24 protein-coding genes and 1 CRISPR repeat array are annotated in these 25,816 nt (G+C 51.9%); of the genes, 13 read left to right on the top strand and 11 right to left on the bottom strand.

Going from position 1 to position 25,816, the window contains the following annotated elements:
- Window positions 1-16 precede the first annotated feature (16 nt).
- From TK_RS04730 to TK_RS04720, 3 genes are read right to left on the bottom strand one after another with little or no spacing between them, the layout of a single operon-like run.
- Window positions 17-1,012, bottom strand: coding sequence for an AIR synthase family protein (locus TK_RS04730; RefSeq protein ID WP_011249912.1), 996 nt, complete (start codon window positions 1,010-1,012; stop codon window positions 17-19).
- Window positions 984-1,802 carry a DUF7411 family protein gene (locus tag TK_RS04725; protein WP_011249911.1) on the bottom strand — a complete coding sequence of 273 codons (819 nt, stop codon included), beginning with the start codon at window positions 1,800-1,802 and terminating at the stop codon, window positions 984-986. The genes TK_RS04730 and TK_RS04725 overlap by 29 nt, the downstream gene beginning before the upstream one ends.
- Window positions 1,803-1,833: 31 nt before the next feature.
- Window positions 1,834-2,199 carry a DUF4870 domain-containing protein gene (locus TK_RS04720; protein ID WP_011249910.1) on the bottom strand — a complete coding sequence of 122 codons (366 nt, stop codon included), beginning with the start codon at window positions 2,197-2,199 and terminating at the stop codon, window positions 1,834-1,836.
- A gap of 223 nt (window positions 2,200-2,422) precedes the next feature.
- Here TK_RS04720 and TK_RS04715 point away from each other — a divergent pair, with 223 nt between their 5' ends.
- From TK_RS04715 to TK_RS04700, 4 genes are all read left to right on the top strand, one after another.
- Window positions 2,423-2,656 carry a FeoA family protein gene (locus tag TK_RS04715; protein ID WP_011249909.1) on the top strand — a complete coding sequence of 78 codons (234 nt, stop codon included), beginning with the start codon at window positions 2,423-2,425 and terminating at the stop codon, window positions 2,654-2,656.
- 19 nt (window positions 2,657-2,675) lie between these two features.
- Window positions 2,676-4,658 (top strand): ferrous iron transport protein B, encoded by a 1,983-nt coding sequence (gene feoB, locus TK_RS04710; RefSeq protein ID WP_011249908.1) that lies wholly within the window; start codon window positions 2,676-2,678, stop codon window positions 4,656-4,658.
- Between the two features lie 45 nt (window positions 4,659-4,703).
- Window positions 4,704-4,970, top strand: a complete 267-nt coding sequence (locus TK_RS04705; RefSeq protein WP_011249907.1) for a winged helix-turn-helix transcriptional regulator — start codon at window positions 4,704-4,706, stop codon at window positions 4,968-4,970.
- Between the two features lie 83 nt (window positions 4,971-5,053).
- The gene (locus TK_RS04700) at window positions 5,054-6,295 is read left to right on the top strand and encodes a sugar phosphate nucleotidyltransferase (protein ID WP_011249906.1); all 1,242 of its coding nucleotides are present in this window, start codon (window positions 5,054-5,056) and stop codon (window positions 6,293-6,295) included.
- Window positions 6,296-6,321: 26 nt separating this feature from the next.
- Window positions 6,322-8,811: direct repeats of the CRISPR family, unit length 30 nt; unit sequence CTTTCAATTCTCTTAGAGTCTTATTGCAAC.
- Between the two features lie 458 nt (window positions 8,812-9,269).
- Here TK_RS04700 and TK_RS04695 read toward each other — a convergent pair.
- Both TK_RS04695 and TK_RS04690 read right to left on the bottom strand, forming a co-directional pair.
- Window positions 9,270-9,836 carry a Maf-like protein gene (locus TK_RS04695; RefSeq protein ID WP_011249905.1) on the bottom strand — a complete coding sequence of 189 codons (567 nt, stop codon included), beginning with the start codon at window positions 9,834-9,836 and terminating at the stop codon, window positions 9,270-9,272.
- Window positions 9,837-9,936: 100 nt separating this feature from the next.
- Window positions 9,937-11,745, bottom strand: coding sequence for a PINc/VapC family ATPase (locus TK_RS04690; RefSeq protein WP_011249904.1), 1,809 nt, complete (start codon window positions 11,743-11,745; stop codon window positions 9,937-9,939).
- 97 nt (window positions 11,746-11,842) lie between these two features.
- Here TK_RS04690 and minD point away from each other — a divergent pair, with 97 nt between their 5' ends.
- The 6 genes from minD to TK_RS04660 all read left to right on the top strand — a co-directional run bounded on the left by minD (window position 11,843) and on the right by TK_RS04660 (window position 18,290).
- A complete protein-coding gene (gene minD / locus TK_RS04685; RefSeq protein WP_011249903.1) occupies window positions 11,843-12,580 on the top strand; it encodes a cell division ATPase MinD in 738 nt (245 codons plus the stop codon).
- Window positions 12,577-13,320, top strand: coding sequence for an ATP/GTP-binding protein (locus tag TK_RS04680; protein WP_011249902.1), 744 nt, complete (start codon window positions 12,577-12,579; stop codon window positions 13,318-13,320). The genes minD and TK_RS04680 overlap by 4 nt, the downstream gene beginning before the upstream one ends.
- A gap of 98 nt (window positions 13,321-13,418) precedes the next feature.
- Entirely contained in the window at window positions 13,419-14,870 is a 1,452-nt protein-coding gene (asnB, locus tag TK_RS04675) for an asparagine synthase (glutamine-hydrolyzing) (RefSeq protein ID WP_011249901.1), read from the top strand.
- A 21-nt stretch (window positions 14,871-14,891) separates the two neighbouring features.
- Window positions 14,892-15,926 carry a glycosyltransferase family 4 protein gene (locus TK_RS04670; protein WP_011249900.1) on the top strand — a complete coding sequence of 345 codons (1,035 nt, stop codon included), beginning with the start codon at window positions 14,892-14,894 and terminating at the stop codon, window positions 15,924-15,926.
- Between the two features lie 93 nt (window positions 15,927-16,019).
- On the top strand, window positions 16,020-17,039 hold the full coding sequence (locus TK_RS04665; RefSeq protein ID WP_011249899.1) for an L-threonylcarbamoyladenylate synthase: 1,020 nt from the start codon (window positions 16,020-16,022) through the stop codon (window positions 17,037-17,039).
- Between the two features lie 69 nt (window positions 17,040-17,108).
- Window positions 17,109-18,290 carry a hypothetical protein gene (locus TK_RS04660; RefSeq protein ID WP_011249898.1) on the top strand — a complete coding sequence of 394 codons (1,182 nt, stop codon included), beginning with the start codon at window positions 17,109-17,111 and terminating at the stop codon, window positions 18,288-18,290.
- Here the strand turns inward: TK_RS04660 and TK_RS04655 are convergent.
- The gene (locus tag TK_RS04655; protein ID WP_011249897.1) at window positions 18,284-18,706 is read right to left on the bottom strand and encodes a hypothetical protein; all 423 of its coding nucleotides are present in this window, start codon (window positions 18,704-18,706) and stop codon (window positions 18,284-18,286) included. The genes TK_RS04660 and TK_RS04655 overlap by 7 nt on opposite strands.
- Window positions 18,707-18,790: 84 nt before the next feature.
- Between TK_RS04655 and TK_RS04650 the strand changes: the two genes are divergently transcribed.
- From TK_RS04650 to TK_RS04640, 3 genes are all read left to right on the top strand, one after another.
- Window positions 18,791-19,495, top strand: coding sequence for a nucleotidyltransferase domain-containing protein (locus tag TK_RS04650; RefSeq protein WP_011249896.1), 705 nt, complete (start codon window positions 18,791-18,793; stop codon window positions 19,493-19,495).
- Between the two features lie 239 nt (window positions 19,496-19,734).
- Window positions 19,735-21,159, top strand: coding sequence for an acetate--CoA ligase family protein (locus TK_RS04645; protein WP_011249895.1), 1,425 nt, complete (start codon window positions 19,735-19,737; stop codon window positions 21,157-21,159).
- 4 nt (window positions 21,160-21,163) lie between these two features.
- The gene (locus TK_RS04640) at window positions 21,164-21,895 is read left to right on the top strand and encodes an acetate--CoA ligase family protein (protein WP_011249894.1); all 732 of its coding nucleotides are present in this window, start codon (window positions 21,164-21,166) and stop codon (window positions 21,893-21,895) included.
- A 14-nt stretch (window positions 21,896-21,909) separates the two neighbouring features.
- Here TK_RS04640 and TK_RS04635 read toward each other — a convergent pair whose 3' ends face one another.
- The 5 genes from TK_RS04635 to TK_RS12110 all read right to left on the bottom strand — a co-directional run bounded on the left by TK_RS04635 (window position 21,910) and on the right by TK_RS12110 (window position 25,804).
- Window positions 21,910-22,830, bottom strand: coding sequence for an ABC transporter ATP-binding protein (locus TK_RS04635; protein ID WP_011249893.1), 921 nt, complete (start codon window positions 22,828-22,830; stop codon window positions 21,910-21,912).
- A gap of 6 nt (window positions 22,831-22,836) precedes the next feature.
- On the bottom strand, window positions 22,837-23,682 hold the full coding sequence (locus TK_RS04630) for an ABC transporter permease subunit (RefSeq protein ID WP_011249892.1): 846 nt from the start codon (window positions 23,680-23,682) through the stop codon (window positions 22,837-22,839).
- Between the two features lie 103 nt (window positions 23,683-23,785).
- Window positions 23,786-24,577 carry an N-glycosylase/DNA lyase gene (locus tag TK_RS04625; protein WP_011249891.1) on the bottom strand — a complete coding sequence of 264 codons (792 nt, stop codon included), beginning with the start codon at window positions 24,575-24,577 and terminating at the stop codon, window positions 23,786-23,788.
- Window positions 24,577-25,551, bottom strand: a complete 975-nt coding sequence (locus TK_RS04620) for a beta-ribofuranosylaminobenzene 5'-phosphate synthase family protein (protein WP_011249890.1) — start codon at window positions 25,549-25,551, stop codon at window positions 24,577-24,579. Before TK_RS04620 ends, TK_RS04625 begins: the two co-directional genes overlap by 1 nt.
- Before the next feature lie 103 nt (window positions 25,552-25,654).
- Window positions 25,655-25,804 carry a hypothetical protein gene (locus tag TK_RS12110; protein ID WP_011249889.1) on the bottom strand — a complete coding sequence of 50 codons (150 nt, stop codon included), beginning with the start codon at window positions 25,802-25,804 and terminating at the stop codon, window positions 25,655-25,657.
- Window positions 25,805-25,816 lie beyond the last annotated feature (12 nt).

The following is a 25,816-nucleotide window of genomic DNA, read 5'->3' as shown; positions in this document are numbered from 1 at the left end:
TTTGATGCGATCATTTTTAGCCCTTTCCATACAGCCTCACATACGGGTCCTCTGTGAACTCCGGGAAGGGTCTCTCCTCTTCCCCTTCAACCAGAACCCTGTCCTTCTCCTCCGTGAACTCCCCCAGCTCGAATGCAAGAATTCCATTTTTAAGTAATTCTGTAATTAGGGAATTAACTTTTTCGGTGGGCGTTATGGCTATCAGTGTCCCTGTTGAGGAGACGCTCCACGGTTTGAGGTCGTAGAAGTCGAGCACCTTCTTAACGAGCGGGTCAATGTGGAGTCTATCTGAGTAAACCCTGAAGCCAACTCCAGAGTTGTCCGCTATCTCGTGGAGGGCCGTTAAACCGCCCTCTGTTGCATCGTGCATGCCCCTCACAAAGGGTTTAGCCACTAGTGCGTCGGGAACAGCCGTTTCAAAGTAGAAAGAGCGCTTGAGCCTCATGAGCTCTTTTTTGGTCAGAACCTTTGAAAGCTCGTCTGCCCTAAAGTAGGCCGCTGAAACAGCGAACTCAAGGCCGACCTTAGCCGTCACGACTATTTTATCTCCTGGCTTGGCGAGGGGGAGCTTCAGCTCGCCTTTCCTGACTATGCCCATGGCAGTTGTCGTAGCGGTTGGCTCTGAGATGCTCGGATAAACACCAGTGTGGCCACCAACTATTGCTGACCCGTACTTGCGGCATTCGGCGTTCAGGTCTTTCATCGTTGCCTCAAGGAATTCCCTCGAAGTCCCTTCGGGGAAGAGGAGGTCAACGACGAGCCACCTCGGCCTCGCCCCGAAAACCGCCACGTCACTTGAGGCGAAGTGGTAGGTAAAGAAGCCGAATGTCTCCTCCGGAACGCCGAGCGTTGGATCTGTAGCAACCACGAGGTAGTGTTCATCGTCGTATTCAAGAACAGCCGAGTCAAAGCCCTCCCTAGGCCCGTAGACTACCTTACTATCCTCCACTCCGAGGTTGGGAAAGACGACCTCGCGAAGGATGTCATTTCTCAGCTTTCCCGGCGGGAGCATTGGCTTTCCCTCCAAAGCGTCTGATTATCGACTTAACCTCTTCCAGCGTCTCCTCGTCGCAGTCCCAGCACATTATCTCAAAGCTCGGGACGCGGACGCTAACCCTTACTCTCTTTCTCCTCGCTACCTTGCTCACCTCGTAGTTCACCTTGTAGGCCAAGTCCATGAGTTGGGGGGTTACTATTTCCTCCTTGTCTATGTACTGGAGAGGGCAGCCCTCCCTCCACTGCCTCCTCCTCGCGTGCTCGTACATGCGGTAGGGTCTTATTCCTGCCTCTTCGGCGAGCTCTTCAACGATCTCGGCAGGGTACTTTATCAGGGGGCGGAAGAAGGGGATACCCATCCTCGGAATCTCGCAGAGCCGTATGTCCCCTTCGCACTGGTCGAGGAGCGCACCGATTATCTTGTCGTTCGCGTTGTCCCCTTTGGCTAAAACGTCGAAGCCGCTGTTGAGGGCGAACCACTTGGCGTTCCAGAGCATCACCTTCTTACAGTTGATGCAGACTGGCCCTTTCCTGCCAACGGCCTCGCGGAGAAGTCCCTCTGTTATGTCCACAAGATAGTGCTCGACGCTGAGCTTTTTGGTGAACCTCATCGCCCAGTTGAGGGTTTCCCTCCAGCTCCAGCGATGGAAGAAGGTCAAGGCCGAGACGTCGAGGCCCGCTTCTTTTAGAATGTAGAGAGCGAGAGAACTGTCCTTTCCCCCAGAGAACAGCATAAGAACCCGTTTTTCGAAAAGGCCTTTTTTCTCGGCGAACTTTCTTGTTTCCTCGATGACTTCCGCGAGCATAAAGAAAGTTTGAAAAGGGCATTAAAAACCTTCAGACGTTCACCTTGCCGAGCCACTGTTCTGCCAGATCTCCCGCAATTGGGAACTTGTAGCGCTCTCCCTGGTAGGCCTTGACCATACCAACAATCCAAACAACAAGGCCTATTAAACCTAGGAGATCTGCGATAATCCAGCCCAGGATAGGTATGTACGAGAAGATCTTTATGGCAATCCACAGCGGGAGAAAGATTATCGTTGACTGCATAGCGTGGAAACGGACGAAATCGCTTTCCTTCTCAAGGAGCAGGAGTATTATTCCCGTAACAAAACCAAGCAGGTATGCGAGCAGTCCCTCGATGTTCTCATCGAGGCCGAGGGAAGTCCTCTTTTGCGGTGCTCCAGTTGGGGCTTCTTCCATAACCAACACCTCCTTTCCGCCCTATGCGGATTATTACGGATTAGCTACGGCTTCAAACTACATAAAACTTTGCATTTTATAATTTTTTATGAGTCTTATCTGGGGTAGTGCACTTTTTGAACCCCCTTCCGCTTCTCTTCGAACCGCTGAGTTTTGTTAGGCTCACCAAAGGCTTTTAAGGACATCGAGAGACTTGAAGTTGGATTAGGAAAACCTAACGGTGATGCTCATGATCGTTCCATTGAATTCTCTAAAGCCTGGGGAGAGGGGGATTGTCGTTAACCTCCAGGGGGGTCCAGGATTCAGAAACAGACTGCTAGGAATGGGGATAACCCCCGGTGCGGTCGTTCAGGTCATCGAAGTCTACAACCCTGGCCCGCTAATCATAAGCGTTAGCGGCACTCGATTTGCTATTGGGAGAGGAATGGCCTCACGAATCATTGTGAGGAAGCTTTAGAATCCTTCGGGTGGTTAAAATGGCAATGAAGGTCGTTGCTCTCGCCGGAAACCCCAACGTTGGCAAAACAACGGTTTTTAACAGCCTAACGGGGATGAGGCAGCACGTTGGCAACTGGCCCGGCGTTACGGTCGAGAAGAAGGAGGGCGTTTTCGAGTACAAGGGTGAGAAGTTTCTCGTGGTGGATCTTCCGGGTACGTATTCCCTAACGGCACATTCAATTGACGAGCTGGTTGCGAGGAACTTTCTACTCAACGGAAACCCCGACGTTGTTGTGAACGTTGTTGATGCGACCTCTCTCCTGAGGAATCTCCTTCTAACCATGGAAATCTTTGAGATGGGCCTGAAGAACGTGGTAATAGCGCTAAACAAGATCGACCTGGCGGAGAAAAAAGGGATACGGATAGACCCCATAAAGATGTCAAAGGCTCTTGGAGTTCCTGTCGTAGCGATGAGTGCCAAGGAAGGCATAGGCGTCGAGGAGCTGAAGGAGAAAATATACGAGATGGCCAACGGGATGGTAAAAACTAACCCCGTCGTTCCAAGATACGATCCAGAGGTGGAGAGGGAGATAGAGCACATAATCGGTTGTCTGAAGGGAACGGAACTTGAAAAGCGCTATCCTCTTCGCTGGCTGGCAATAAAGCTCCTCCAGCGTGATGATGAAGTTATGAAGCTCGTCCTCAGGCACATCGGCGAGGAGAAGCTGAAGGAGATAATGACCCACATAGGTGAAGCAGAGGCGCGCTACGGCAGGGCGATGGATCTCATAATAGCCAGCCAGAAGTACGAGTTCATAGACAGGCTCACCCACGAGTTCATGAGCTACGCGGGCAGGGAAGGAGAGAGCCTGACGGACCAGCTCGACAGGATTTTGATACACCCAGTTTACGGCTTCATAGCACTTGCCATAGTTTTCTACGGGGTCTTTAAGTTCGTCTTTGCCCTTGGTTTGCCCCTCCAGGAGTGGCTTGACGGCCTCTTTGCCTCGTTTGGCGAGTGGCTTGCACCCCACATCGCGAACGAGACCCTCAGGGGCCTGGTAGTTGACGGCGTAATCGGCGGCGTTGGGTCGGTACTCAGCTTCTTCCCGCTGGTCTTTCTCCTGTTCTTCGCCCTGTCTGTACTGGAAGACGTTGGATACATGGCCAGGGTAGCGGTTCTGATGGAGGGCATCATGAGGAAGTTCGGCCTCCCTGGAAAGGCCGTTATTCCTCTCATCCTCGGCCTCGGCTGCAACGTTCCTGCGGTGATGGCGACCAGAACCCTTGAGGATGAAAGGGACAGGCTGGTTGCAATGTTCGTGAACCCGTTCATCCCTTGTTCGGCCCGTCTTAGCGTCATAAGCTTCCTAGCCGGGACTTTCTTTAGCTCCAACCATGCCCTAGTTGCCCTGAGCGTCTATCTGATAGCTATACTCGTTGCCCTGCTCTCGGCGTGGTTCGTCAGCCACTTCGTTGTAAGGGGCGAGGAGAGCCCCTTTGTCATCGAGCTCCCGGAATACCTCATACCAAGCTGGAAGACCGTGATACTCCACTCATGGGAGAGGAGCAAGGAGTTCGTGAAGAAAGCAGGAACAGTGATACTCCTAGGTTCGATCTTCATCTGGTACCTCAGCAACTACCCGGTTGAGCTCGGAAGCGGAAAGAGCTACGCTGAAACGCTTGGCTACCTCTTCGAGCCATACATGATGCTGATGGGCCTTGACTGGAAAGCAGCTGTGAGCCTGATCTTCGGCATCATAGCCAAAGAAAACGTCATATCTACCTACGGTGTCATATATGGAACTACGGAGGCTATAAAGAACGCCATGACTCCGCTTCAGGCTTATGTACTTGCGGTCGTCACGACGCTCTATATACCGTGCATAGCCACTATAGGTGCCATAAGGGCCGAGAGCAACTGGAAGTGGGCGCTGTTCACAACAGCCTACATGATAGCGGTTGCTTCCATCGTGGGCATTCTGATATGGCACGTGGGCATTGCCCTGGGCCTCTCCTGACCTTTATTTTCAGTTTTTGGAGTTGTAGTTTAGTGAGGTGATCACATGGGAAAGCTTGAGGATGTTCTGGAGCTGATAAAAGCTGGCGTCACCAACGAGCGCGAAATCGCCGAAAGGCTTGGACTCTCATCTAAAGAGGTTGAGGACATAATAAAAATTCTTGAAAGCCTCGGGTACGTTGAAAAAGTGGAGTTCGGTTCAAAGGCCTGCGAGACCTGTCCTTTGAAGAAGGTCTGCTACGGTTCGTGTTTGAGACCCACTGGAGCAAAGGCGTTCAAACTGACTGAGAAGGCCTTCTCTCTGGAGAGGTAGGAGGCTATTGTTCACTGGGAGGGATATATTTTACGGCCGTAAAATATATAAGCTCCCTCCATAAGTTTATACTGGTGATGCTCATGAAGGCGGTTATTCTTGCGGGTGGTTTTGGAACCCGCCTCAGGCCGATTTCCTCAACGAGACCGAAGCCGATGGTTCCAGTCCTTGGAAAGCCGAACCTCCAGTACCTCCTCGAGAACATTGAGAAGATACCCGAGATCGACGAGGTCATCCTCTCAGTCCACTACATGCGCGGCGAGATTAGGGAGTTCATAGACGAGAAGATGGCCGACTATCCAAAGGACATTCGCTTCGTTAACGACCCGATGCCCCTTGAGACCGGTGGCGCGCTCAAGAACGTTGAAGAGTACGTGAGCGACGACTTCCTGGTCATCTACGGTGACGTGTTCACCAACTTCAACTTCAGGGAGCTGATAGAGGCCCACAGGAACAACGACGGGCTGATAACGGTCGCGGTGACCAAGGTCTACGACCCGGAGCGCTTCGGTGTCGTTGAAACCGACGAGAACGGCAAGGTCACACACTTCGAGGAGAAGCCCCACAGGCCGAAGACGAACCTCGTGGATGCCGGAATCTACGTCGTGAACAAGAAAGTCCTCGAGGAGATTCCGAAGGGCAAGGAGGTCTACTTCGAGAGGGAAGTCCTGCCGAAGTTCGTGGCCAGGGGCGAAGTTTACGCCTACAGGATGCCCAGAGATGCCTACTGGGTCGATCTCGGAACACCCGACGACCTCTTCTACGCCCACCAGATAGCCATGGACGAGATAGCCAAGGACAACGGCTACATTACCATCAAGGAGGGCGCTGAAGTTCCGGACGACGTTGAGATTCAGGGACCAGTCTACATCGACGAGGGAGCGAAGATCGGCCACGGCGTCAAGATAAAGGCCTACACCTACATCGGCCCGAACACAATCGTGGAGGACAAGGCATACCTTAAGCGCTCGATACTCATCGGCAGCGACATCATCAAGGAGCGCGCCGAGCTGAAGGACACCATCCTCGGCGAGGGTGTTGTCGTAGGAAAGAACGTAATCATCAAAGAGAACGCCGTCGTCGGCGACTACGCAAGGATAGCAGACGACCTCGTAATCTACGGCGCTAAGGTACTTCCCTGGAAGAAGGTCGAGGAGTACGAGGCCTACATAAAGGTCAAGCTCGATCCGACGAAGGTCAGGCCGGGTCAGTATCCTGACCACTGCCCGCTCGGCCTGCCGGAGTGTATCTACAAAAAGTTCAAGGCCATCGCCGGCGAGAAGCCGCCGTGCGACGAGTGTATCGAGAACCAGTGGCTGTTCTGATGCCTTCCTTTTCTTCTGTTTTGGGATTTTTGATTCTCTTAGAGTCTTATTGCAACCTGGCAGTGGGCACGGTTCTGGGCATACTGCTACACCTTTCAATTCTCTTAGAGTCTTATTGCAACTGGTCGGTTCAGCGTTCACGGTTTACGTGATGTATAAGCTCTTTCAATTCTCTTAGAGTCTTATTGCAACGAGCCAGCGCTGATGCTCCTCGGCGGCGCGGCGAGCCTCTTTCAATTCTCTTAGAGTCTTATTGCAACAAAATCTATGAGCTGGGGGTGTGATGTATGAGAGTTGCTTTCAATTCTCTTAGAGTCTTATTGCAACCTAAAGCGCTCCGCCTGGCCGGTGACGGCGTTATTCTCTTTCAATTCTCCTAGAGTCTTATTGCAACTTATTGCAACGCGCCGATAGTGGTAGGGAAATTGTAGGTAGTCCTTGCTTTCAATTCTCCTAGAGTCTTATTGCAACCGGTCTCAGTCTTCTTCACGGGAGATCCTCGCGAAGACCTTTCAATTCTCCTAGAGTCTTATTGCAACCTTCGACATCTCGTTGAGTATCTTGGCCACGATCTTCCTTTCAATTCTCCTAGAGTCTTATTGCAACGTGGAAGGACCTAACTGGCCAGACAGAGGGCCTGATAGCTTTCAATTCTCCTAGAGTCTTATTGCAACATTCTGATGGATGAGGACGCAAAGATTGTCATAGCGAGTTTCAATTCTCCTAGAGTCTTATTGCAACGCTAGTGCTGCTATCACGTACTATCATGACCACCACAGGTTTCAATTCTCCTAGAGTCTTATTGCAACCTATCTAAGGCGTGAACGCATGCTTAAGAAGTACTACGTTTCAATTCTCCTAGAGTCTTATTGCAACCGTAAGCCCGTTCGCCAGCGCAGACGCCACCCTTAATCGTTTCAATTCTCCTAGAGTCTTATTGCAACTTGTACCTGAAGACCTGTGCGGCCTGGGAGAGGGCTATGTCTTTCAATTCTCTTAGAGTCTTATTGCAACCGGCTTGTCGAGCGGCTTTTCGTTCTTAGCCGGAAGTACTTTCAATTCTCTTAGAGTCTTATTGCGACACAGACTCTCGACTCCTTTCGTTTCTCAGGAGAAGTGACTTTCAATTCTCTTAGAGTCTTATTGCAACATCAGATGGGGATATTGTTAAGCTAATCATTAGAACTCCTTTCAATTCTCTTAGAGTCTTATTGCAACTTCGGCTTTGTTTGCTGGCACGTCGAGCGTTATCTCTTTCAATTCTCTTAGAGTCTTATTGCAACCGTGAAGGCCCTCCCGCCAGCACCGTGAGGTGATGTCCTACTTTCAATTCTCTTAGAGTCTTATTGCAACAGACGTAGTGCCCTTTCTTGGGGAGAGTCTTAGAACTCTTTCAATTCTCTTAGAGTCTTATTGCAACAAAAACGCGGAAGAACTGAAGAGGGTCTTTCAGTCCATCTTTCAATTCTCTTAGAGTCTTATTGCAACCCGCTTCCGCATCCCTGTCCCAGTGAACGGCAAGTCTGCTTTCAATTCTCTTAGAGTCTTATTGCAACACTGTTTGCCTTTTTCACTGACTAATTCTTCAAACTTGCTTTCAATTCTCTTAGAGTCTTATTGCAACCTCGCTTTCCTTGTTCTGGCCGGGAAAGTTCGCAAGTGTTCTTTCAATTCTCTTAGAGTCTTATTGCAACAGAGAGAGATCGCTGAAATCCTCGCTTCACTTGAAGACTTTCAATTCTCTTAGAGTCTTATTGCAACGAGGAAATGATCGGTGACTACTACCTCCAGGCTGCACAGGCTTTCAATTCTCTTAGAGTCTTATTGCAACTCTCAGGACCTCACTGGCCCTCTGACTGAGTTTAACCCTTTCAATTCTCTTAGAGTCTTATTGCAACCCACAAATTCTATTGTTACCTCCATCTCACCATCTGCCTTTCAATTCTCTTAGAGTCTTATTGCAACTTACATTTATTAGGGATAGGGGCTTTTATTCATTTTGGCTTTCAATTCTCTTAGAGTCTTATTGCAACCCGACCACCCGAAGTCGCTTGAGGTTCCTGGCGATGTGTTCCCTTTCAATTCTCTTAGAGTCTTATTGCAACTCCCAATGAGACCCAAGTCCACAGAGAACAAATCGTTCTTTCAATTCTCTTAGAGTCTTATTGCAACACGAGCAACTCCTGGGGGTGAGAGCATGATCGTCTCTTCTTTCAATTCTCTTAGAGTCTTATTGCAACGTAGGCAAGTATTGCGTAGCCCGTGGCTTCTTCTCCGCCTTTCAATTCTCTTAGAGTCTTATTGCAACTGAACCTCGCCCACACCACCAAACTACACCTAAAAAACTTTCAATTCTCTTAGAGTCTTATTGCAACCCGGTGGGTGGAGGGTCAAGCTCTACGACGATGAGGAAGACGCTTTCAATTCTCTTAGAGTCTTATTGCAACTTCAGAATAGCGGTTGCAAGAGTGATTCAGGGTGGCAAACTTTCAATTCTCTTAGAGTCTTATTGCAACAGGGCGGTTTTTTCTTCCTTTTGCCTTACAAACTACTAAGAACCCTCGAATCTTATAAGCTTTTCCGCAAAGGGTGCTCTAAAAAGCCCTTAAACGCCTCTGATTCACGGATTGTGAGCGGATTTTTCAACCAGAAACGGCTTCTCACTCTTCCGCTAAGAGCATGCACAACAATGTTCAGAGAACTTCCCGGGCATTTTTAGATCTTTAAGAAGAAATTGACCAGTTTTAAGGAAGTTTTTGCCAAAAATATTGCATCTGCATTGGGAGGAAGTACGAAAAAAGCTCTAAAATGACCTTATTCAGAATTCCGAAAAAATTTCGTCGCAAAAACTGGAAGAATACGTAACCTTTTGTTTGATAATAACCGAACGTTACTAAAGACTTCAAAAGGTTCATTGCGAGTTTGATTCCAAAGCAAAATCAGAAAAAAGGAGCTCCACAAAATCAAAGCCCTTTTAGCGTGATAGAACGTCAAAACCCAGCTCCTTGAGCTTCCAGATTATCTCGATGGGAAAGCCCACGACGTTGTAGTAGTCCCCCCGTATCCACTCCACGAATAGTCCGCCCTTTCCCTGAATTCCATAGGCCCCTGCCTTGTCCATCGGCTCCCCCGTCCTGATATAGGCCCAGATAAGGTCCTCGTCCAGCTCCCTGAACTTCACTTCCGTAACTACCGCGCCGCAGTGCTCCTCTCCGCGGTGGATGATGCAGTAGCCCGTAGTTACCAGGTGCATCCTCCCGCTCAGGGTCTTGAGCATCCTGAAGGCCTCTTCCTCGTTTCCTGGTTTGCCGAGTATTTTCCCGCCTATGCTGACGACGGTATCGGCCCCTATCACAGTCGCCTTCTTGCCAAGCCTCTCGTAAACTTCCCTCGCCTTTCTACGAGCAAGCTCAAGGGCGTGCTCTCTCGGATCTGCTATTGAGCACTCCTCGCTGGCACTGCTTGGGATTATCTGGAACTCCCTTATGAACCTCGAAAGTATCTCTCTCCTCCTCGGTGAGGCCGACGCAAGCACTAGCATTTTCACCACCGGGAACGTTTTAAGCTGAAGAGAAAAAGTTGGAAGGGCGATGACGACAATTTCGCTAGCTGACCGGTGATGACTACCCTCGCAACCGAGCCTAAGTGGATGCCCATATCGGTATCCCCGCATCGAGGAGCCTCTTCAGCTCCTTTCCTATCGGCGTGCTCTTGCTGACCTTGACGAGGCCCTTCCTGCTTGGTGTGGCCGTGAAGACGTACTGCTCGCCGCCGTAGAACTTGAGCGGCTTTTTGGCGTACTCCGGCGATACTCTGAGGACTATCGTCTTCTTTTTCTCCTCGACTTCGACGGGAATCCTCTCCTTCGGCTTGAGTTCTTCCCTCTCGGCAAAGCTCTTGACGTCTATGCTTATGCCTATCCTCTTCTCAAGCTCCGTGATGCGCTTCCCCTTCTTGCCGATTATCGCTGGAATATCGAACTCGTCGGCGTAGATCACCGCCTTGTGGGGGCTGACTATCTCGACCTCGGCGTTGACATCGGGCAGGAACTTCTTTATCTCCTGCTTGAGCCTCTTCTCTGCGAGTCTGAGTGCAGGAGCTTTCTCCTCCTTCTTGACGGGGACGACGCTTACCTCCTCGCCGTAGGTGTATATCTCGTACTCAAGCTCGCCAGTCTCGAAGTCGCGAACCTCTATCACTGGCCTGGCTAAGTCCTCCTCCTTCATTCCGCTAGGCACCTTGACCAGGTATTCGAGGGTCAGAACCTTGGCGACCCTTCCGGCCTTGATGAAAATCACCGTATCCACTATCTGCGGTATCATTCCAAGCTCGACCCTTCCGATGAAGCGCTGGATAGCGTCTATCGGCTTCGTGGCGTGGACAACGCCTATCATTCCAACTCCAGCGAGTCTGAGGTCGGAATATATCTTGAAGTCGCTGGTTTTCCTCATCTCGTCGAATATCGTGTAGTCCGGCCTTACCAGAAGGAGGATGTCTCCAGTAAGCTCCATGCTCCCCTTTAGTGCCGTGTACTGAGTTATCTCCTCGCTGACCTGCAAATCTCTGGGCTTCTCCATGGTCTTGACGATCTTGCCCATGCTCGCGTACCACTCTGCGAGGGCCTGGGCGAAGGTCGTCTTACCCTCACCGGGGGCACCGGCTATGAGTATTCCGGCGGCCTTGTCCCTGAGCCTCTCCAAAAGCCTCTCGCTCAGTTCGTAGTCCTCTATTGAGAGCTTGGTTATCGGTCTGACCGCGGTTATTTCTATCCTGTCCGAGAACGGCGGTTTGGCTATGACGATACGGTAGTTCCTCAGCTGAACCACAGTTGCTCCGGGTTCGTCGAGCTCGATGAAGCTCTCCGGGTCGCGCTTTGCCCTCTCGACGATGTCATCAGCTATCTCCTCAAGCTCCACATCGGTGAGCGGTTCGTCTCTAACCGGGACGAGCCTCCATTCGCCGGGCCGTCCCTTCTTCGCGAGCGGCCTTATCCCGGCCTTCAGGTGGACACTCATGGTTGTGTCATCAAAGAAGTCCTCAAGGCGGTGCCTGACTTCCTTCTTGGTGGTAAGGTAAATCACGTCTATGCCCTTGGCTATCGCTATGTCCCTCTGAACCTGGTCGCCGGTTACGAGGGTCGCGCTGAGAGTCTGGGCTACCTCCCGGACCATGTTGTCTATCTCTCCCGCCTTGGCGCGTCTTATCTGCCAGAGGTCGGGCCTCTCGCCGTAGAACTCAAGGAGGATCTCGCCCCTATCAGCCATCTCGCGGAGCTTCTTCAGTTCCTCCAGACCAACGTGGCCTATCGCCTTTCCCTCGTTGGCCTGGTGCTCTATCTCAGCCACGACGGCCTCTGGAACAACGACCTTGACCTTCTCGCCCAGCGTTGACAGGAACTGCGTGAGCCTGCCGTCAACTATGACGCTCGTATCCGGAACAAGCACTCTCATTTTTCTCACCTATCCAGAGTGAAGCGTAGCCTTCATAAAGGTTAGCGTGCCCTAAAGTTCATAAGGGGAGAAAAACAAAAACATTGGGGTGACGCTCATGGGTCATTTAATCTCGATAGCCAGCGGTAAGGGTGGGACTGGCAAGACAACCACCACCTCCAACCTTTCGGTGGCCCTCGGAAAGATGGGCTACAAAGTCCTCGCCGTTGATGCTGACCTTACAATGGCAAACCTCAGCCTCGTTATGGGGATAGACGACGCTGAAACCACGATACACGACGTTCTCGCAGGCGAAGCAGACATCAAAGACGCTATCTACTCAACGAGCTATGAGAACGTTGATCTGATTCCGGCGGCGGTTGACTGGGAGCACGTCCTTAAGGCAGACCCGAGGAGGCTCCCCTCAACGATAAAGCCGCTGAAATCGGAGTATGACTTCGTGCTGATCGACTGTCCAGCGGGCCTTCAGATGGACGCGATGAACGCCATGATGAGCGGCGAAGAGGTGATCCTTGTTACGAACCCAGAGATATCCTGTATAACAGATACGATGAAGGTTGGCATAGTTCTCAGAAAGGCAGGGCTGGCGGTTCTCGGCTTTGTCCTCAACCGCTATGGAAGGAGCGAGAACGACATACCGCCCGACGCGGCCGAGGAAGTTATGGAGGTTCCCCTGCTTGTGGTTATCCCCGAAGACCCGAAGGTTAGGGAAGCCACACTGGAAGGAGTTCCGGTAGTTGAGTATGCTCCCGACTCGGAGGGTGCCAAGGCGTTTATGGCACTGGCGGAGGAGGTAAGCAGGATAGCTGGCTTCAAGGCAAGGGTGATGGGATGATACTGGCTTTCATAGGCACAGCCGGGAGCGGAAAGACGACCTTAACGGGGGAGTTTGGAAAATACCTCTCCGAAAACGGGTATAGGGTAGCCTATGTTAATCTGGACACGGGGGTTAGAAAACTTCCATACACTCCCGATCTTGATGTCAGAGAGAAGGTAACCGCGTGGAGCCTTATGGACGAAGGCCTCGGACCGAACGGGGCTATAGTGAAGAGCTACGACATTCTTGCCGAATACACGGGGGAATACGCCGAGAAGATCAGGGAACTTGACAAGGAGTCCGACTACGTTCTGATAGACACCCCGGGCCAGATGGAGACTTTCCTCTTCCACGAGTTTGGGGTTGAGCTTATGGAGGCCTTTCCAGATGCCCTAGGGGTTTATCTTTTCTCACCTGAAGTGCTTAGGAAGCCCTCTGACTTCTGCTTTGCGGTGTTCTTCGGCCTGATGATAGACCTCAGGCTGGGGATAACGACGGTGCCAGCCCTGAATAAGGTGGATACAGTTGAAGACATCGAAGGGATACGGAAGTACCTCGACGACATAGAATACCTCACGGCGAGGCTGAAGCTTGAGCCCTCCACCCAGGGGCTTCTGGCTTACAAGCTGTGCTCCTCTCTTCCGGAGCTTGCCCCTCCCACGAGGGTTCTCTACCTCTCGGCAAAAACCGGTGAGGGATTCGAGGATCTCGAAACCGTGGCATATGAGCACTACTGCACCTGCGGCGATCTGACCTGAACGGTTGTTCAAGGGGAAGAAACCAGCCAGAACACTTTTTCACGTGGAAAATGGGAAGGCTTATCTCTTCTGGTTTTTAAATGCCCTGGGTGATGCTCATGTGCCTCATCGCTGGCGGAATGGGGGGGAATCTCAGAGAAAAGCTCATCAAAATGGCGATAGCAGGAAAGCACAGGGGCCCTGAAAGTTTTGGGGTCTGGACCGATGGGGGAGTCCTCAAATCTGATGACTTTTCAAAGCTGACCGAGATTCCAGACGGGAGAATCGGTCTCCTCCAGTGCAGGCTGGCCATAACTGGTTCAAAGAGCTTTACTCAACCATTCATAAACGATCTAGCCCTTGTTCACAACGGTGAGATATACAACCATGCGGCGCTGAGAGAATACCTGGAGAGGAGAGGCGTTTCTTTTGAGAGCGACGTTGACAGCGAGGTTGTACTTAGGCTTATCGAGTTTTTGAGGGAAGAACATCTGAGCTATCCCGAGATAGTTAAAAAACTCTTCTGGATGCTTGAGGGGGACTACGCCGTTGCCTTCTCAGATGGAGAGCGCATCTACCTGTTTAGAGATCCTCTGGGGATCAGGCCGCTCTACTTCTCACGTAACGGCCTGTTTGCAAGCGAGAAGAAAGTCCTCTGGGCGGTGGGCGAGAGGGAAGTTGAACCCGTCCAGCCGGGGGAGCTCGTCGTTCTTGAAAAGAACGGGGTGAGGCGGGCCAGGCTGTTCTCCCTTGAGAACCTAAAATCCAAAGCAAAATGCGAAAGGAAAGACCCGGTTGGCGGCGTTGGAAAACTCCTTAGATATGCAGTGAAGAACAGGGTCAGCAAAAAAACGGGAGTTCTGTTTTCCGGCGGCTTGGACAGCACTCTGGTCGCTTACCTGGCTTCGCAGTACTCCGACGTGATACTGTACACGGCTGGAACTGAGGACAGTCCCGACATAGAGTGGGCCAGGAAAGTGGCCGACCACTTTGGCTGGGCGCTGAGGGAGAGAACTTTTGAAGTCGAGGATGTCAGAGATGCCGTGAAAAGAGTAATGTACGCCATCGAAGAGCCCAACCCGATGAACCTCGCAATTGGACTGCCGCTTTACTTTGCCTCTGGTCTAGCTTCTTCAGACGGTACGCGCGTCCTCCTCAGCGGGCAGGGGGCGGACGAGCTCTTCGGAGGCTACGCAAAGTACCTTGAGAGACCCGAACTTATGGAAGAGGACATAGCCCTCATCTCCGAGAGGAACCTCGCGAGGGACGACAAGATAACAATGCTGAACGGAGTTGAAGGAAGATATCCCTTCCTCGCCCTTCCTGTGGTGAGCTTTGCCCTTAAACTGCCGCTCGAAGCTAAGATAGTGGATGGAACCAGAAAAGTCATCCTCAGGAAACTCGCCCTGCGTCTCGGAATCCCCGAGTGGATAGCGGAGAGGGAGAAGAGGGCCGCGCAGTACGGCAGCAGGGCGCAGAAGCTCCTTGAGAAGATAGCCAGAGAAGAGGGCCTAACGCTCAGAGAGTTCGCGGAGAAACTCTTCAGGGAGACGTTCCCAAACGCTTTTTAACTTCACCTTTAACTTTCCTCCATGAGAATCCTAATGGTCGGACACTACCCTCCCCACGGTGGCGGTGTTGCGAGGCATCTCGACAACCTCGTAAGGGAACTTAGAAAGCGCCACGAAGTCCATGTGCTCACATACGGCCCCGTCAAGGTCAGGGAGTTCGAGAGGGAGTTTGTCCATCAGCTCAGGGTTCCGCCGTTTTATGGTCTGAGGGGAAGCACCTTCGCCTTCGCGGGCGCTAGGAAGATAGCTCAACTCCACAGAGAGTTCGGTTTTGACATTGTCCACTGCCACTTCGCAGGAACGACCTCCTTCTCCGGCGCGCTGGCCAAGGAGAAGACGGGCCTGCCCTTTGTCGTCACAGCTCACGGAAGCGACCTGGAGAACACCCCCAAATCGCCCCTGGGCAGGTTCTACGTTACGAGAAGCCTGAAAAGAGCTGATGTCGTTATAGCGGTCAGCCACCACCTGGCGAGACTCGCTAAAACCCTTGGCGCGGAAAACGTCAAGGTCATACCCAATGGACTTCCCGAGTTTGAAGGATCCGAGGGAGGAAAGAGGGAGTACGTGACCTTCATCGGTGCCCTTCGGGACTATAAATCCCCCGAAACGTTTGTAGAGCTCGCTAAGTTCTTTCCCAACACAGAGTTCCTCGTGGTTGGTGACGGCCCCCTCAGGAAAAGGCTTGAGGCGAAAGCTCCGCCGAACGTCCATTTCCTCGGCTATCGCACGGATGTTGAGGAGATTTTAAGCAGGAGCATTCTGCTGGTTCTCCCTTCCAAGAGGGAAGGATTCGGTCTTGTCATCCTTGAGGCCAACTCCCTCGGCGTTCCTGCGATTGGAAGGCGGGTCAGCGCGATTCCAGAGCTTATCAGAGAGGGGAAGAACGGCCTGACGTTCACCAGCTTTGATGACCTCGTGGACGAAGTTAGAGCGCTCCTGGAAAGTCCGAAGACCGCCAGAAAAATGGGTTCAACGGGAAAACGCGTTGCCGAGAAGTACTCCTGGGAAAAAGTTGCGGAGGAAGTTGAACGGGTGTACTCGTCCCTCGTGGGATAGCTTTTTAACCACTTTTCTCACCAGAAGTCGAGAGGGCGTTCAGGATTATCGCTCAGAACTCTCGGTTTTCTCAAATACGATGGGGTGAGGGACGTGACGATAGTTATCAACATGCGAGACGGCCTGGATGAGAAGAAGATAAAGGTAGCCGCGAGGCTCATCCTTGAGGGGAAACTCGTGGCGTTTCCGACCGAGACCGTTTACGGCCTTGGGGCCGACGCCCTGAACGAGGGGGCCGTCAGGAGGATATTCGAGGCCAAAGGAAGACCCGCGGACAATCCTCTGATAATCCACATAGCAAGCATCGATGACCTTGAGAAAGTTGCCAGAGAAGTGCCCGAGAAGGCAAAGCTCCTCGCGGAGAGGTTCTGGCCTGGACCGCTCACACTCGTTCTTCCAAAGCGTGAGGAAGTGCCGCTGGTCACGACCGGCGGCCTCGACACCGTCGCCGTAAGGATGCCCGCCCACCCAATAGCACTCGCTCTCATAAGGGCGAGCACCCCACTGGCCGCTCCCTCGGCCAACATAAGCGGGAAGCCCAGCCCGACTTCGGCCGAGCACGTGATTGACGACTTCTACGGAAAAATCGAGGGGATAATAGACGGCGGCGAGACTTGGGTCGGTGTCGAATCAACGGTCGTTGACCTCACCGAAGAGCCCCCAGTTCTCCTGAGACCAGGGGGTATCCCGCTGGAGGAGCTGGAGAAAGTTATCGGGCCCATCAGGATACACCCCGCGGTCAAGGGAAAGAAGATAGACCTCGCGAAGGCTCCCGGAATGAAGTACAAGCACTACGCCCCAAACGCAATGGTGATAGTTGTTGAGGGAACTCCTGAGAACAGGAGAAGAAAAATCCAGGAGCTGGTGGATGAGTACAGGAAAAAGGGCCACCGCGTTGGTGTGATGGCGACTTTTGAAGTGGAGGCGGACGAGTTCTACTTCCTCGGGAAAACCTTAGAAGAAGTCGCCAGAAATCTCTTCAAGGCCCTCAGAGAGCTTGACAAGCGCGGCGTGGACGTGATAATAGCCGAAGGGGTTGAGGAGGTAGGAGTGGGGCTTGCAGTAATGAACCGCCTGAGGAAGGCGGCCGGCTATAACATCGTTAAAGCATAGGCAACGCTTAAATATTGGTCTGTGAACATTTCCTTAGTACCTGTATGGTCACCAATGTAACGATATGGGGTGAGAGAGTTGGATTTGCCCGAAACAACATCCCCCGAGGAGATTGAGGAGATTGGGTTTAAATACGTTGATAGCGGCAGGGTTAAAGAGGGATTGAAGTTAATACTAAGAGCTGCCCAGAGGTATGAAGAGAGAAAGAACTACGAGGATGCTGCGAGGCTGTTCAGGTACATCGGGAGGTATCTGACTAGAAAGGCTTCCCCCGAGAAGGCCAGGCCTTACCTTCTTAAAGCGGCGTCACTTTATATAAACTTGGTCGAGGAGGAGATATCAAAGCCCGATGTTGACCTGGATGCCCTTGACCAATACACCCTGAACGTCCTTGAGGTCTTTGCAGTCACGGGGGACTCGAGGTTCATGACAAAGTACGGCACTAGGTTTGGGAACATCTACGAGGAGCTTGGGAATTCTTTTGAAAGCTCTGGTGATCTCAAAACTGCTGCCAGGGTTTACGAGTCTGCGTTTCACTACTACAAGATAGTGGGTAGCGAGACGGACATAAAGCGTATCGCTGGAAAACTCCTCGATATCTACGGTGAAATCACCGAGAATCTCGTTGAAAGTAAGAACCTTTCGGCTGCCGCTGACGCGTTCTACGTGCTCGCTAAGTACGTCAGGGCGATATTCGGTCACGACTCTCACTACCTTGAGATTATGGAAACGGCCGCTAAAAACTATGAAAAGGCCAGCAAGCTTTCATACTCCGAGGGTGATCTTGACGGGACAGCAACGAACCTCGTCAAGGCCCAGTATGCATATATGCTCTGTGAGAACACGGGCAGAGCAAAGCTCGTTGGGATAAACGCCGTTAGGATGCTCTATCAAATAGTGAGTTCCTATCGCGCCGCAGGAGACGATAAAGCGACGCAGGAAAAGCTCATTGAGCTCGCCGAGGCATTAATCGGAATAAACAAGTTCGATGATGCAGTTAAACACTATAAAGAGGCCCTCAACATCAGCTCGAACATTGAACAGAAGATCAGGATACGGCTGGCCCTGCTAAAGACCTACATCGCAAATCAGAGGCTCTACGACCTCCTCGACATCGTTGAGATTGCCGAGTTCTACGTGTCCAGGAAAAGGCCCGCCCAGGCTTATGAGCTCTTGGTCAAGATCCTTGAAAAGAACTCACAGCTTGAGGAAGTGAACAAAAAGATTTTAGAGGCGGAGGGCTATTACTGAGTCCTCAGCTGTGCCCTCGGAAGCGGAATGTGGTATGGGAGTCTCATCTCCTTGGAGATGATCATCAGGAGCGGCGAAAGTTCGCTGGTAAGGAAGTTGGTAACTTCCACAAAGAGCACTGAGTTTACCTTTTTCTCCTCTTCCCAGAGGTTCAGGATTTCGTCAATCATTTCCTTCTTCGGGGGAAGGTACAGCAGAAGTCCCTTGATGACAGCCCTCGCAATCTCGGGCTGATAAGTCACTTCAAAGCTGAACACCACTTCAACACCGTTTATCTTTCCAGTTGGGGTTCTTACCTCTCCCAGCCTGAGATCTTCTATTTTTGGGCTCAAGTTTACCTGAATCTGACCCGTGGGTATGCTTCCTGAGAGTTTTTCTACCTCAACCTTCGTGAGGTTGTGTGCAACCACCGGCATCTTTGTTCACCAGGGTGGGCTTAGTTCTGTACTATAAAACGGTATCGGTTATCTTATTAAAGGAAAACGACAGAGAACGAATCGATGCCCAGGGAGAAGGTTGTGAAAATCTGGGACGAGAGGGAAGTTGTGTACTCCCCAAAACGCTGGCGCTACCTGTGGGAAAAGCGTGAGAATGCCCTAAAGATTATGGAGAGGCTGAAGGACTTTGATCCCGTCCTCTATGGAAGCGTCGCTAGGGGAGACGTCAGAAAGGACAGCGACATAGACATCTTCATTCCAATTCGGGTTCCGAGCTACCTCATCGAGCTGGCCCTCGAAGGCCTTGTACGGAGGAGAAAAATCGTTATGGCAACACCATGGCACCTGATAAAGGGCGTCATCGAGATAGATGAGGAGACTAGCGTTACATTTCCTCTGCTTGAACCAACGGACAGGGAGCTTGAGTTCTACCGCTGGGGCGGGGCAATCGACATCTGGGGTGTCAAAACGAAGGAGAGAGTCCCAGGAGTTAACAAAAAGCTCATCCTAATACTCCCAACGGAGAAGGGACACATAGAGAGGGAAGTCATGGGAAGAGAGCCAGAAGTCGCCAAAATACTTGGAGTGAGCGTGGATATCGTTACCGAGAGGGTTCACGTCCTTACGAGGAGGGACAGCATTGGTAGGACCGGGATATACCTCAACGAAGAAGTTCCCGACTGGATGAGCTTCGAGGAGGCGCTGAAGATCATAGCCGACCGCGACCCCAACGTGAGGAGAAAGGTGAGGGAAAGAGGGGATATCTAAGTCGTTGTACGCGTTGTTTATGTTAGACTTAGGGTATCCCCGATCACACCTGGGACCTTGGAGTGGCTAAATCATAAAGACCCCCTACTTAAAAAGAAAAAAGAGCGGCCCCCATTTTATAAAATCGGTCCACTGGTGAACCTTTAAATCCATCAGCGCTCGAATTTTTCTCTGCGCAACATTTTTATACATTCTCGTGGAATTTTTACTCGAAAGTTGCTTTCTCAGGAGGGATAGGCATGTCAGAGAAAATCGTCGAAGAACTCAGGCCCTTCTTTGACCCGAAGGCGGTCGCAATCATCGGTGCAACCGACAAGAAGGGAAAGGTCGGAAACGTTATTTTTGAGAACTTCAGAATGAACAAGGAGCGCGGGATTTTCAAGGGCAACATCTACCCCGTTAACCCCAAGCTCGACGAGATAGAGGGCTACAAGGTTTACCACAGCGTTAAAGAGCTCCCCGATGACACTGATCTGGCCGTTATCTCGATTCCGGCCAAGTTCGTGCCGGCAACGATGAGGGAGGTAGCTGAGAAGGGCATTAAGGCGGTCGTCATCATCACCGGCGGCTTCGGTGAGCTTGGAGAAGAAGGCAAGAGAATGGAGCAGGAGATACTTGAGATAGCGAGGGCAAACGGGATAAGGGTCATCGGCCCCAACTGTGTCGGCGTTTACGTTCCAGATACCGGCGTTGATACCGTCTTCTTGCCGGAAGAGAAGATGGACAGGCCGAAGAGCGGGCCAATAGCCTTCGTTAGCCAGAGCGGTGCATTCGCAGCTGCTATGCTCGACTGGGCTGCTATGGCTGGCATAGGCATCGGTAAGATGGTCAGCTACGGCAACAAGCTCGACGTGGACGATGCAGATCTCATGGAGTACTTCATCCACGACGACGAGATAAAGGTCGTTACCTTCTACATCGAGGGCGTCAAGGACGGAAGGAAGTTCATGGAGGCGGCAAAGAAGATCACCAAGGTTAAGCCCGTAATCGCCTTGAAGAGCGGAAGAACGGAGTACGGAGCTAAAGCTGCATCTTCTCACACAGGCTCGCTCGCTGGAGCCGACACCATCTACGACGCGGTCTTCAAGCAGACTGGAATAATCCGCGCCGAGGACTTCGAACACATGTTCGACCTTGCTAAGGCCTTCGCCGCACTACTCCACAAGCTCCCGAAGGGCGACAGGATAGGCATAATCACCGACGGCGGTGGAGCTGGAGTTATGGCGAGCGACGCAGTTGCCAGGTTCGGCCTCAAGATGGCGGAGCTGAGCGAGGAGACGATAAAGTTTCTCGAGGAGAACTTCCCGCCGCACGCGGTAGCTGGCAACCCGACCGATGTCGTGGGCGACACCGATGCCGAGAGGTACAGAATAGCTATTGAAGCCTTCACGAAGGATCCGAACGTCGATGCGATAGTCATCATCGTCCTCTTCCAGGTGCCGCTCCTTGAGGAGGAGAAGATCATCGAGATACTCGCTGACTACCAGAAGAAGACGGACAAGCCGATAGTGGCAGTTGCTATGGGCGGAAGGAAGACCGACCGCTACGCAAGGATGCTTGAGGAGAAGGGCGTCCCCGTTTACCCGACCCCCGAGAGGGGAGTCCGTGCCATGGCAGGTCTCGTGAGGTATGCTGAATACCTCCGCAAGGTTAAGGGGGAATGATGTTATGAGCGCCAAAGAAGAGGCCCTTAAGGTTATTGAGAGCGTTTTGAAGTCTGGAAGGACTGCGCTCGTTGAGTACGAGGCCAAGCAGGTCTTAAAGGCCTATAGTCTGCCCGTCCCAAACGAAAAGCTTGCCAAGACCCTTGATGAAGCACTGGAGTACGCCGAAGAGATTGGATATCCTGTCGCCATGAAGCTCATGTCGCCTCAGATACTCCACAAGAGCGACGCCAAGGTCGTCATACTCAACATAAAGTCTCCCGAAGAGCTGAAGCAGAAGTGGGAGGAGATTCACGAGAACGCGAGGAAGTACCGCCCCGATGCCGAGATTCTCGGTGTCCTCATAGCGCCGATGCTCAGGCCAGGAAGGGAGATTATCATCGGTGTCACAGAAGACCCGCAGTTCGGCCACGCGATAATGTTCGGCCTCGGTGGCATCTTCGTCGAGGTACTCAAGGACGTGACCTTCAGGATAATCCCAATAACCGAGAAGGACGCAAGGAAGATGATAGCAGAGATCAAGGGCTACCCGATTCTGGCCGGAGCGCGCGGTGAAGAGCCAGCCGACATAGACGCCATCGTGGACATGCTCCTTAAAGTGTCTCAGCTCGTTGATGAGCTCAGGGACTACATCAAGGAGATGGACCTCAACCCTGTCTTCGTCTACGAGAAGGGCAAGGGAGCAGTTGTCGTTGACGCAAGGATAATAGCGAAAGCTCCAGAAAAGAAAGAGTGAGGAGAATCCTCTCTTCACTCTTTTACCATTTTTAGGAATATTTCTTCGAGGGTGGGTTCTTTGATTTGTAGGGTGAGTATTTTTGCTCCTTGTTTTGCAACGTAGTCGTGGAGTTCTTCTCTAATGTCTCTCTCGGCCACAATCCTGTACTTGTTCTCGCCGAGGGGTGAAGCGCGCCAGGGAGCACTGCTCCAGTCGACGGGCTTGCTCGTCTCCAGAATTATCGTGTAGCCCGCTTTCTCAAGGAACTCGCGCTTAATCTCCTCCAAGCTTCCTTCCCTGATGAGTTTTCCCTTCACGATGACTCCAACGGTATCGCAGATTTCCTCAACGTGGGCCAGGATGTGGCTTGAGAAGAAGACCGTTTTTCCGGCTTTTCTCTGCTCCCTGATAATGTCCTTGAACTCGGCGATGCCCTTTGGATCTAGACCGCTCATTGGCTCGTCGAGGATTAAGAGGTCTGGGTCGTTGATGAGTGCCTGGGCTAGGAGGAGCCTCTGTCTCATGCCCTTCGAGAATTTGCCCACCTTCCTGTTCTTAGCCTCGCTTAGGCCTACTAAGTCTAGGAGTTCTTTGATTCTTTTCTCCTTCTCGGTTTTTGGTATTTTGAATGCATCCGCGATTATGTCGAGGGTTTGGACTGGTGTGAGGAAGTCCCAGAGGGTTGCGTGTTCGGGCATGTAGCCGATTCTCTTCTTTGCTTGGACGAGTTTGTTCTCGTCGAATTTTCCATCCCTGAAGACTTCTAGGTCGAAGAGTTGTATGCGGCCTTGTTGTGGGAAGATTAGGCCGAGGGTGCTCAGGATTGTCGTGCTTTTTCCTGCTCCGTTTGGGCCTAGGAAGCCGTAGATTTGGCCTGGTTTTACTTCTAGGTTGAGGCCGTTGAGGGCCTTAACGTCCTTGTAGAATTTGACGAGATTCTCAACCCTCATCACAAACCATCACCTCAAATCCATCCTGGCAAACCTCAGAAAGGCCCCTCCAAAGTACACGATGGTCATACCGACTATCAAACCGAAGTTTACCGGGTTCTTACCTATGGCGTGGGCAATGCCTACGTAATTGCCGTCCTCGTACACGTCACCGAGAATCACCCCCATCTGGGAGAGCGGTGAATAGAACAGGTACTTTGTAGTGTACTCGTCCACCCTCTCCGCGACCTCATCGTAGTTCACGTTCTCGTCGAAGACGTAGTCTTTGATTGCCATGAACGAGACGATGCTCGGTATGAGCATGAAGAGTATGAAGAACAGCGCCAGAGCTGCTCCAAGGGCCGTTCCTGAAGATTTTATCATCGTGGAGAGGATGTAGCCCAGTGCAACGAGCTGGATCATCGCGAGCAGAAGAAGAAAGTTCAGGAGCATTGACTCGGTGACGAGCTTTTGGCCGAACGGTGCCCCCATCCAGGCGAGGCCGATTATACCTATCACCGTCATCAGGAGGAGCGCCGCGAGGAGCACAACAACATGGGCTAGGAACTTGCCCCCAAGGTAGCCTATTCTCCTCACTGGTTTGCTGAGGGCTACCCTTATCGTCCCGTTCTCAAGGTCGGAGTTTATTGCGGTGGCACCAAGGAGGAGCGCGAGTATTCCAAGGAAGAACCCTGCCAGATCCTCGATGTTGCTGACGAGCATGTTTACTGCCTCACCAACGGTTTGAGGCGTATTTCCGTTCATTTTTTCTAGGTAGAACCCCGGCACGTAGAGAAGCATCATTATGCCGAGCAGAACCCAGACCTTCTTCGTTCTCATGCTTTTGATAAATTCAAGCTTCAGCCCCCAGTGCATCGCTTATCACCCATGAAGTTTTAACCAAATAGAACTAAAGGCAGTAATATAAAAGACTATCGGTCTCCGCAACATTCCACAGAGGGCAGTTTAAAAAGGAAAATCAGAGGGATCCGAGCTCAAGAACTAACTCCCACTTCTCGCAGACCTTCTTCAGCCGTTCCATTACTTCCCGCTTCCCCCCAAGCACTGGCCACAGGATTGAGTCTATATGGAGCGGTGGAATTCCCGTTTCTTCGGCGACCCTTCTCCAGAAGCTCACCGGCGGCTCGTTAGTTATCCTTTCGGTGTAGGCTTTTATTCTGACGTCCTCGGGAATGTCTATCTCCATTGGATACGGGACAAACTCCCCGAAGGCTATTCTACCCGCGTAGCCAAACATCTTGACGGCGAAAACCACGGTCTTTGCGGTTTTTGGAGATCCCAGGGCTTCTGCAATGTCGTTCCGCAGTCCCATCATATTCTCAAAGTAGTACCTCCTAAGTTCTTGGAGCGTCAGCGAGTTTAGAAACGGCTCGAGCTTTTCCAACCTCTTGATCTTTCCGGCGACGAGCCGGCGGTTGGTTCTTGATGAGGGTAGAAACTTTGAGCATGCCTCAACTATGCTCTTCTCTGGAGGATTTTGGGAGAAATACTTTGAGAACTCCCACCACCAGTCCTCTCCCTTCCCGCTCAGCTGGTAGCTGACTATGGAGTTGGCTATTACCAGCTTGATGAAGGTCTCATCGTCGTTCAGATTTTCGCGGAGGTGTCTGAGGGCGTCGAACTGGAGGTCTACCTTTTCCTCTATGATCCTCGCGCACTCGATACCCAGCTCTTTAAGACCTTCTACAAGTTTGTCGGCTTTTTCCTCGTTCGTCTGGTACTTTATTTTTACAAAACGCTCCAGGCTCATCACTGACCACCGGCGACGCTTTTTATAATCCTGATCAGGAAGGCGTTCTCCTCAACGATCTCTGCCCCAGTGTTCCTTGGAATTCCCAGTTCAATCTTGGCCTTTATCCCCTGATCCTTCAGGTAGTCGAAAACCTCGCTGCTGGCACTCTGGAATTCCGACTTCAGGATCAGGCCGTAAACAGTAGGTCCCCAGCTGCTCTGGCCCGCTCCATACGTCTTTTCGTTGAGAAACTTCACTATCAGAGAGATGTCCTCCCTGAACTCTCCGCCCTGGAATCCTGCAAAGTGCCTGCCCACGAGCTTCTGTATGGCACTCAGATGCTCTCCAAAGGCCTTTATATTGCGCTCTTTGAGGGTCGGTAGAAGACCGAGCAGAATCCTGTGGCTTATCTCCCTGGCCGCTTCAACGTCGCCAAAGCTTGACTCCATCGCGGGCTTTTCCTCCTCCTCGTCTGGGCCGCGCTTAAGCTCCGGAATTACCAGGAGAAACGCCCACTCTTCCGGAAAGTCCTCGCGGAGTACCAGCGGCGGGACGGAGTTCCTGACACCGCCATCCAGCACAAATCCGCCGTAGGCGAAGGTGTATATTCCAGCGCCGCTGTTCTTGCCCCTTCCAAGGGCTCTAGCAAGTTCCCCTATCGAGACATGAATTCCGTTGAGCCTCGCCACTGCAGTTCCAACGGCCAGGCTGAGCTGGGTAGTGGAACCGAGACCAACGTGCCTTGGAATTCCACGCCTGACTTCAACGAGATAGTTCACCCCAGTCCCAAAAGCGGCGTTCATTCTCCCTAAAGTTTTCTCGATCGTCTCGATATCCTCTCCCTGAGCTTTGATTTCCATCTTTTCAGAGGGGAGAACCCTTACCTCGTAGCCTCCATCGATTGCTACCCCAATACTCCCAAACCGTCTTCCGAGGCTGCCCGTAGGGTCTATGAGGCCGAGGTGGAGCCTCCTAGGCGTGCGCACTATCACTTTCTCACCACCATAGAAGCAAAGAAGACATACCCTTTTAACCCTAGTGAAGCTTGAGAAAATAACGGGAATAAGAATGGGAGAAGGTTAGCGCAAGAATACGTCACTCAATCTTTGCAAGCTCGTAGGTGAGTGCTTCCTTCCGCCTTGCTTCCTGGAGGGCGATCCTCCTGGCTTCCTCAACATTTTCCGCCTCGACGACAAGGGTTTTCCCGTGATGTTCCCCGCCGTAGAGCGTGAGCTCCCACTTCATACTACCACCGCA

The organism is Thermococcus kodakarensis KOD1 (genome assembly GCF_000009965.1).
GTDB lineage: Archaea > Methanobacteriota_B > Thermococci > Thermococcales > Thermococcaceae > Thermococcus > Thermococcus kodakarensis.
This window is presented reverse-complemented; position numbering and strand designations above follow the sequence as displayed.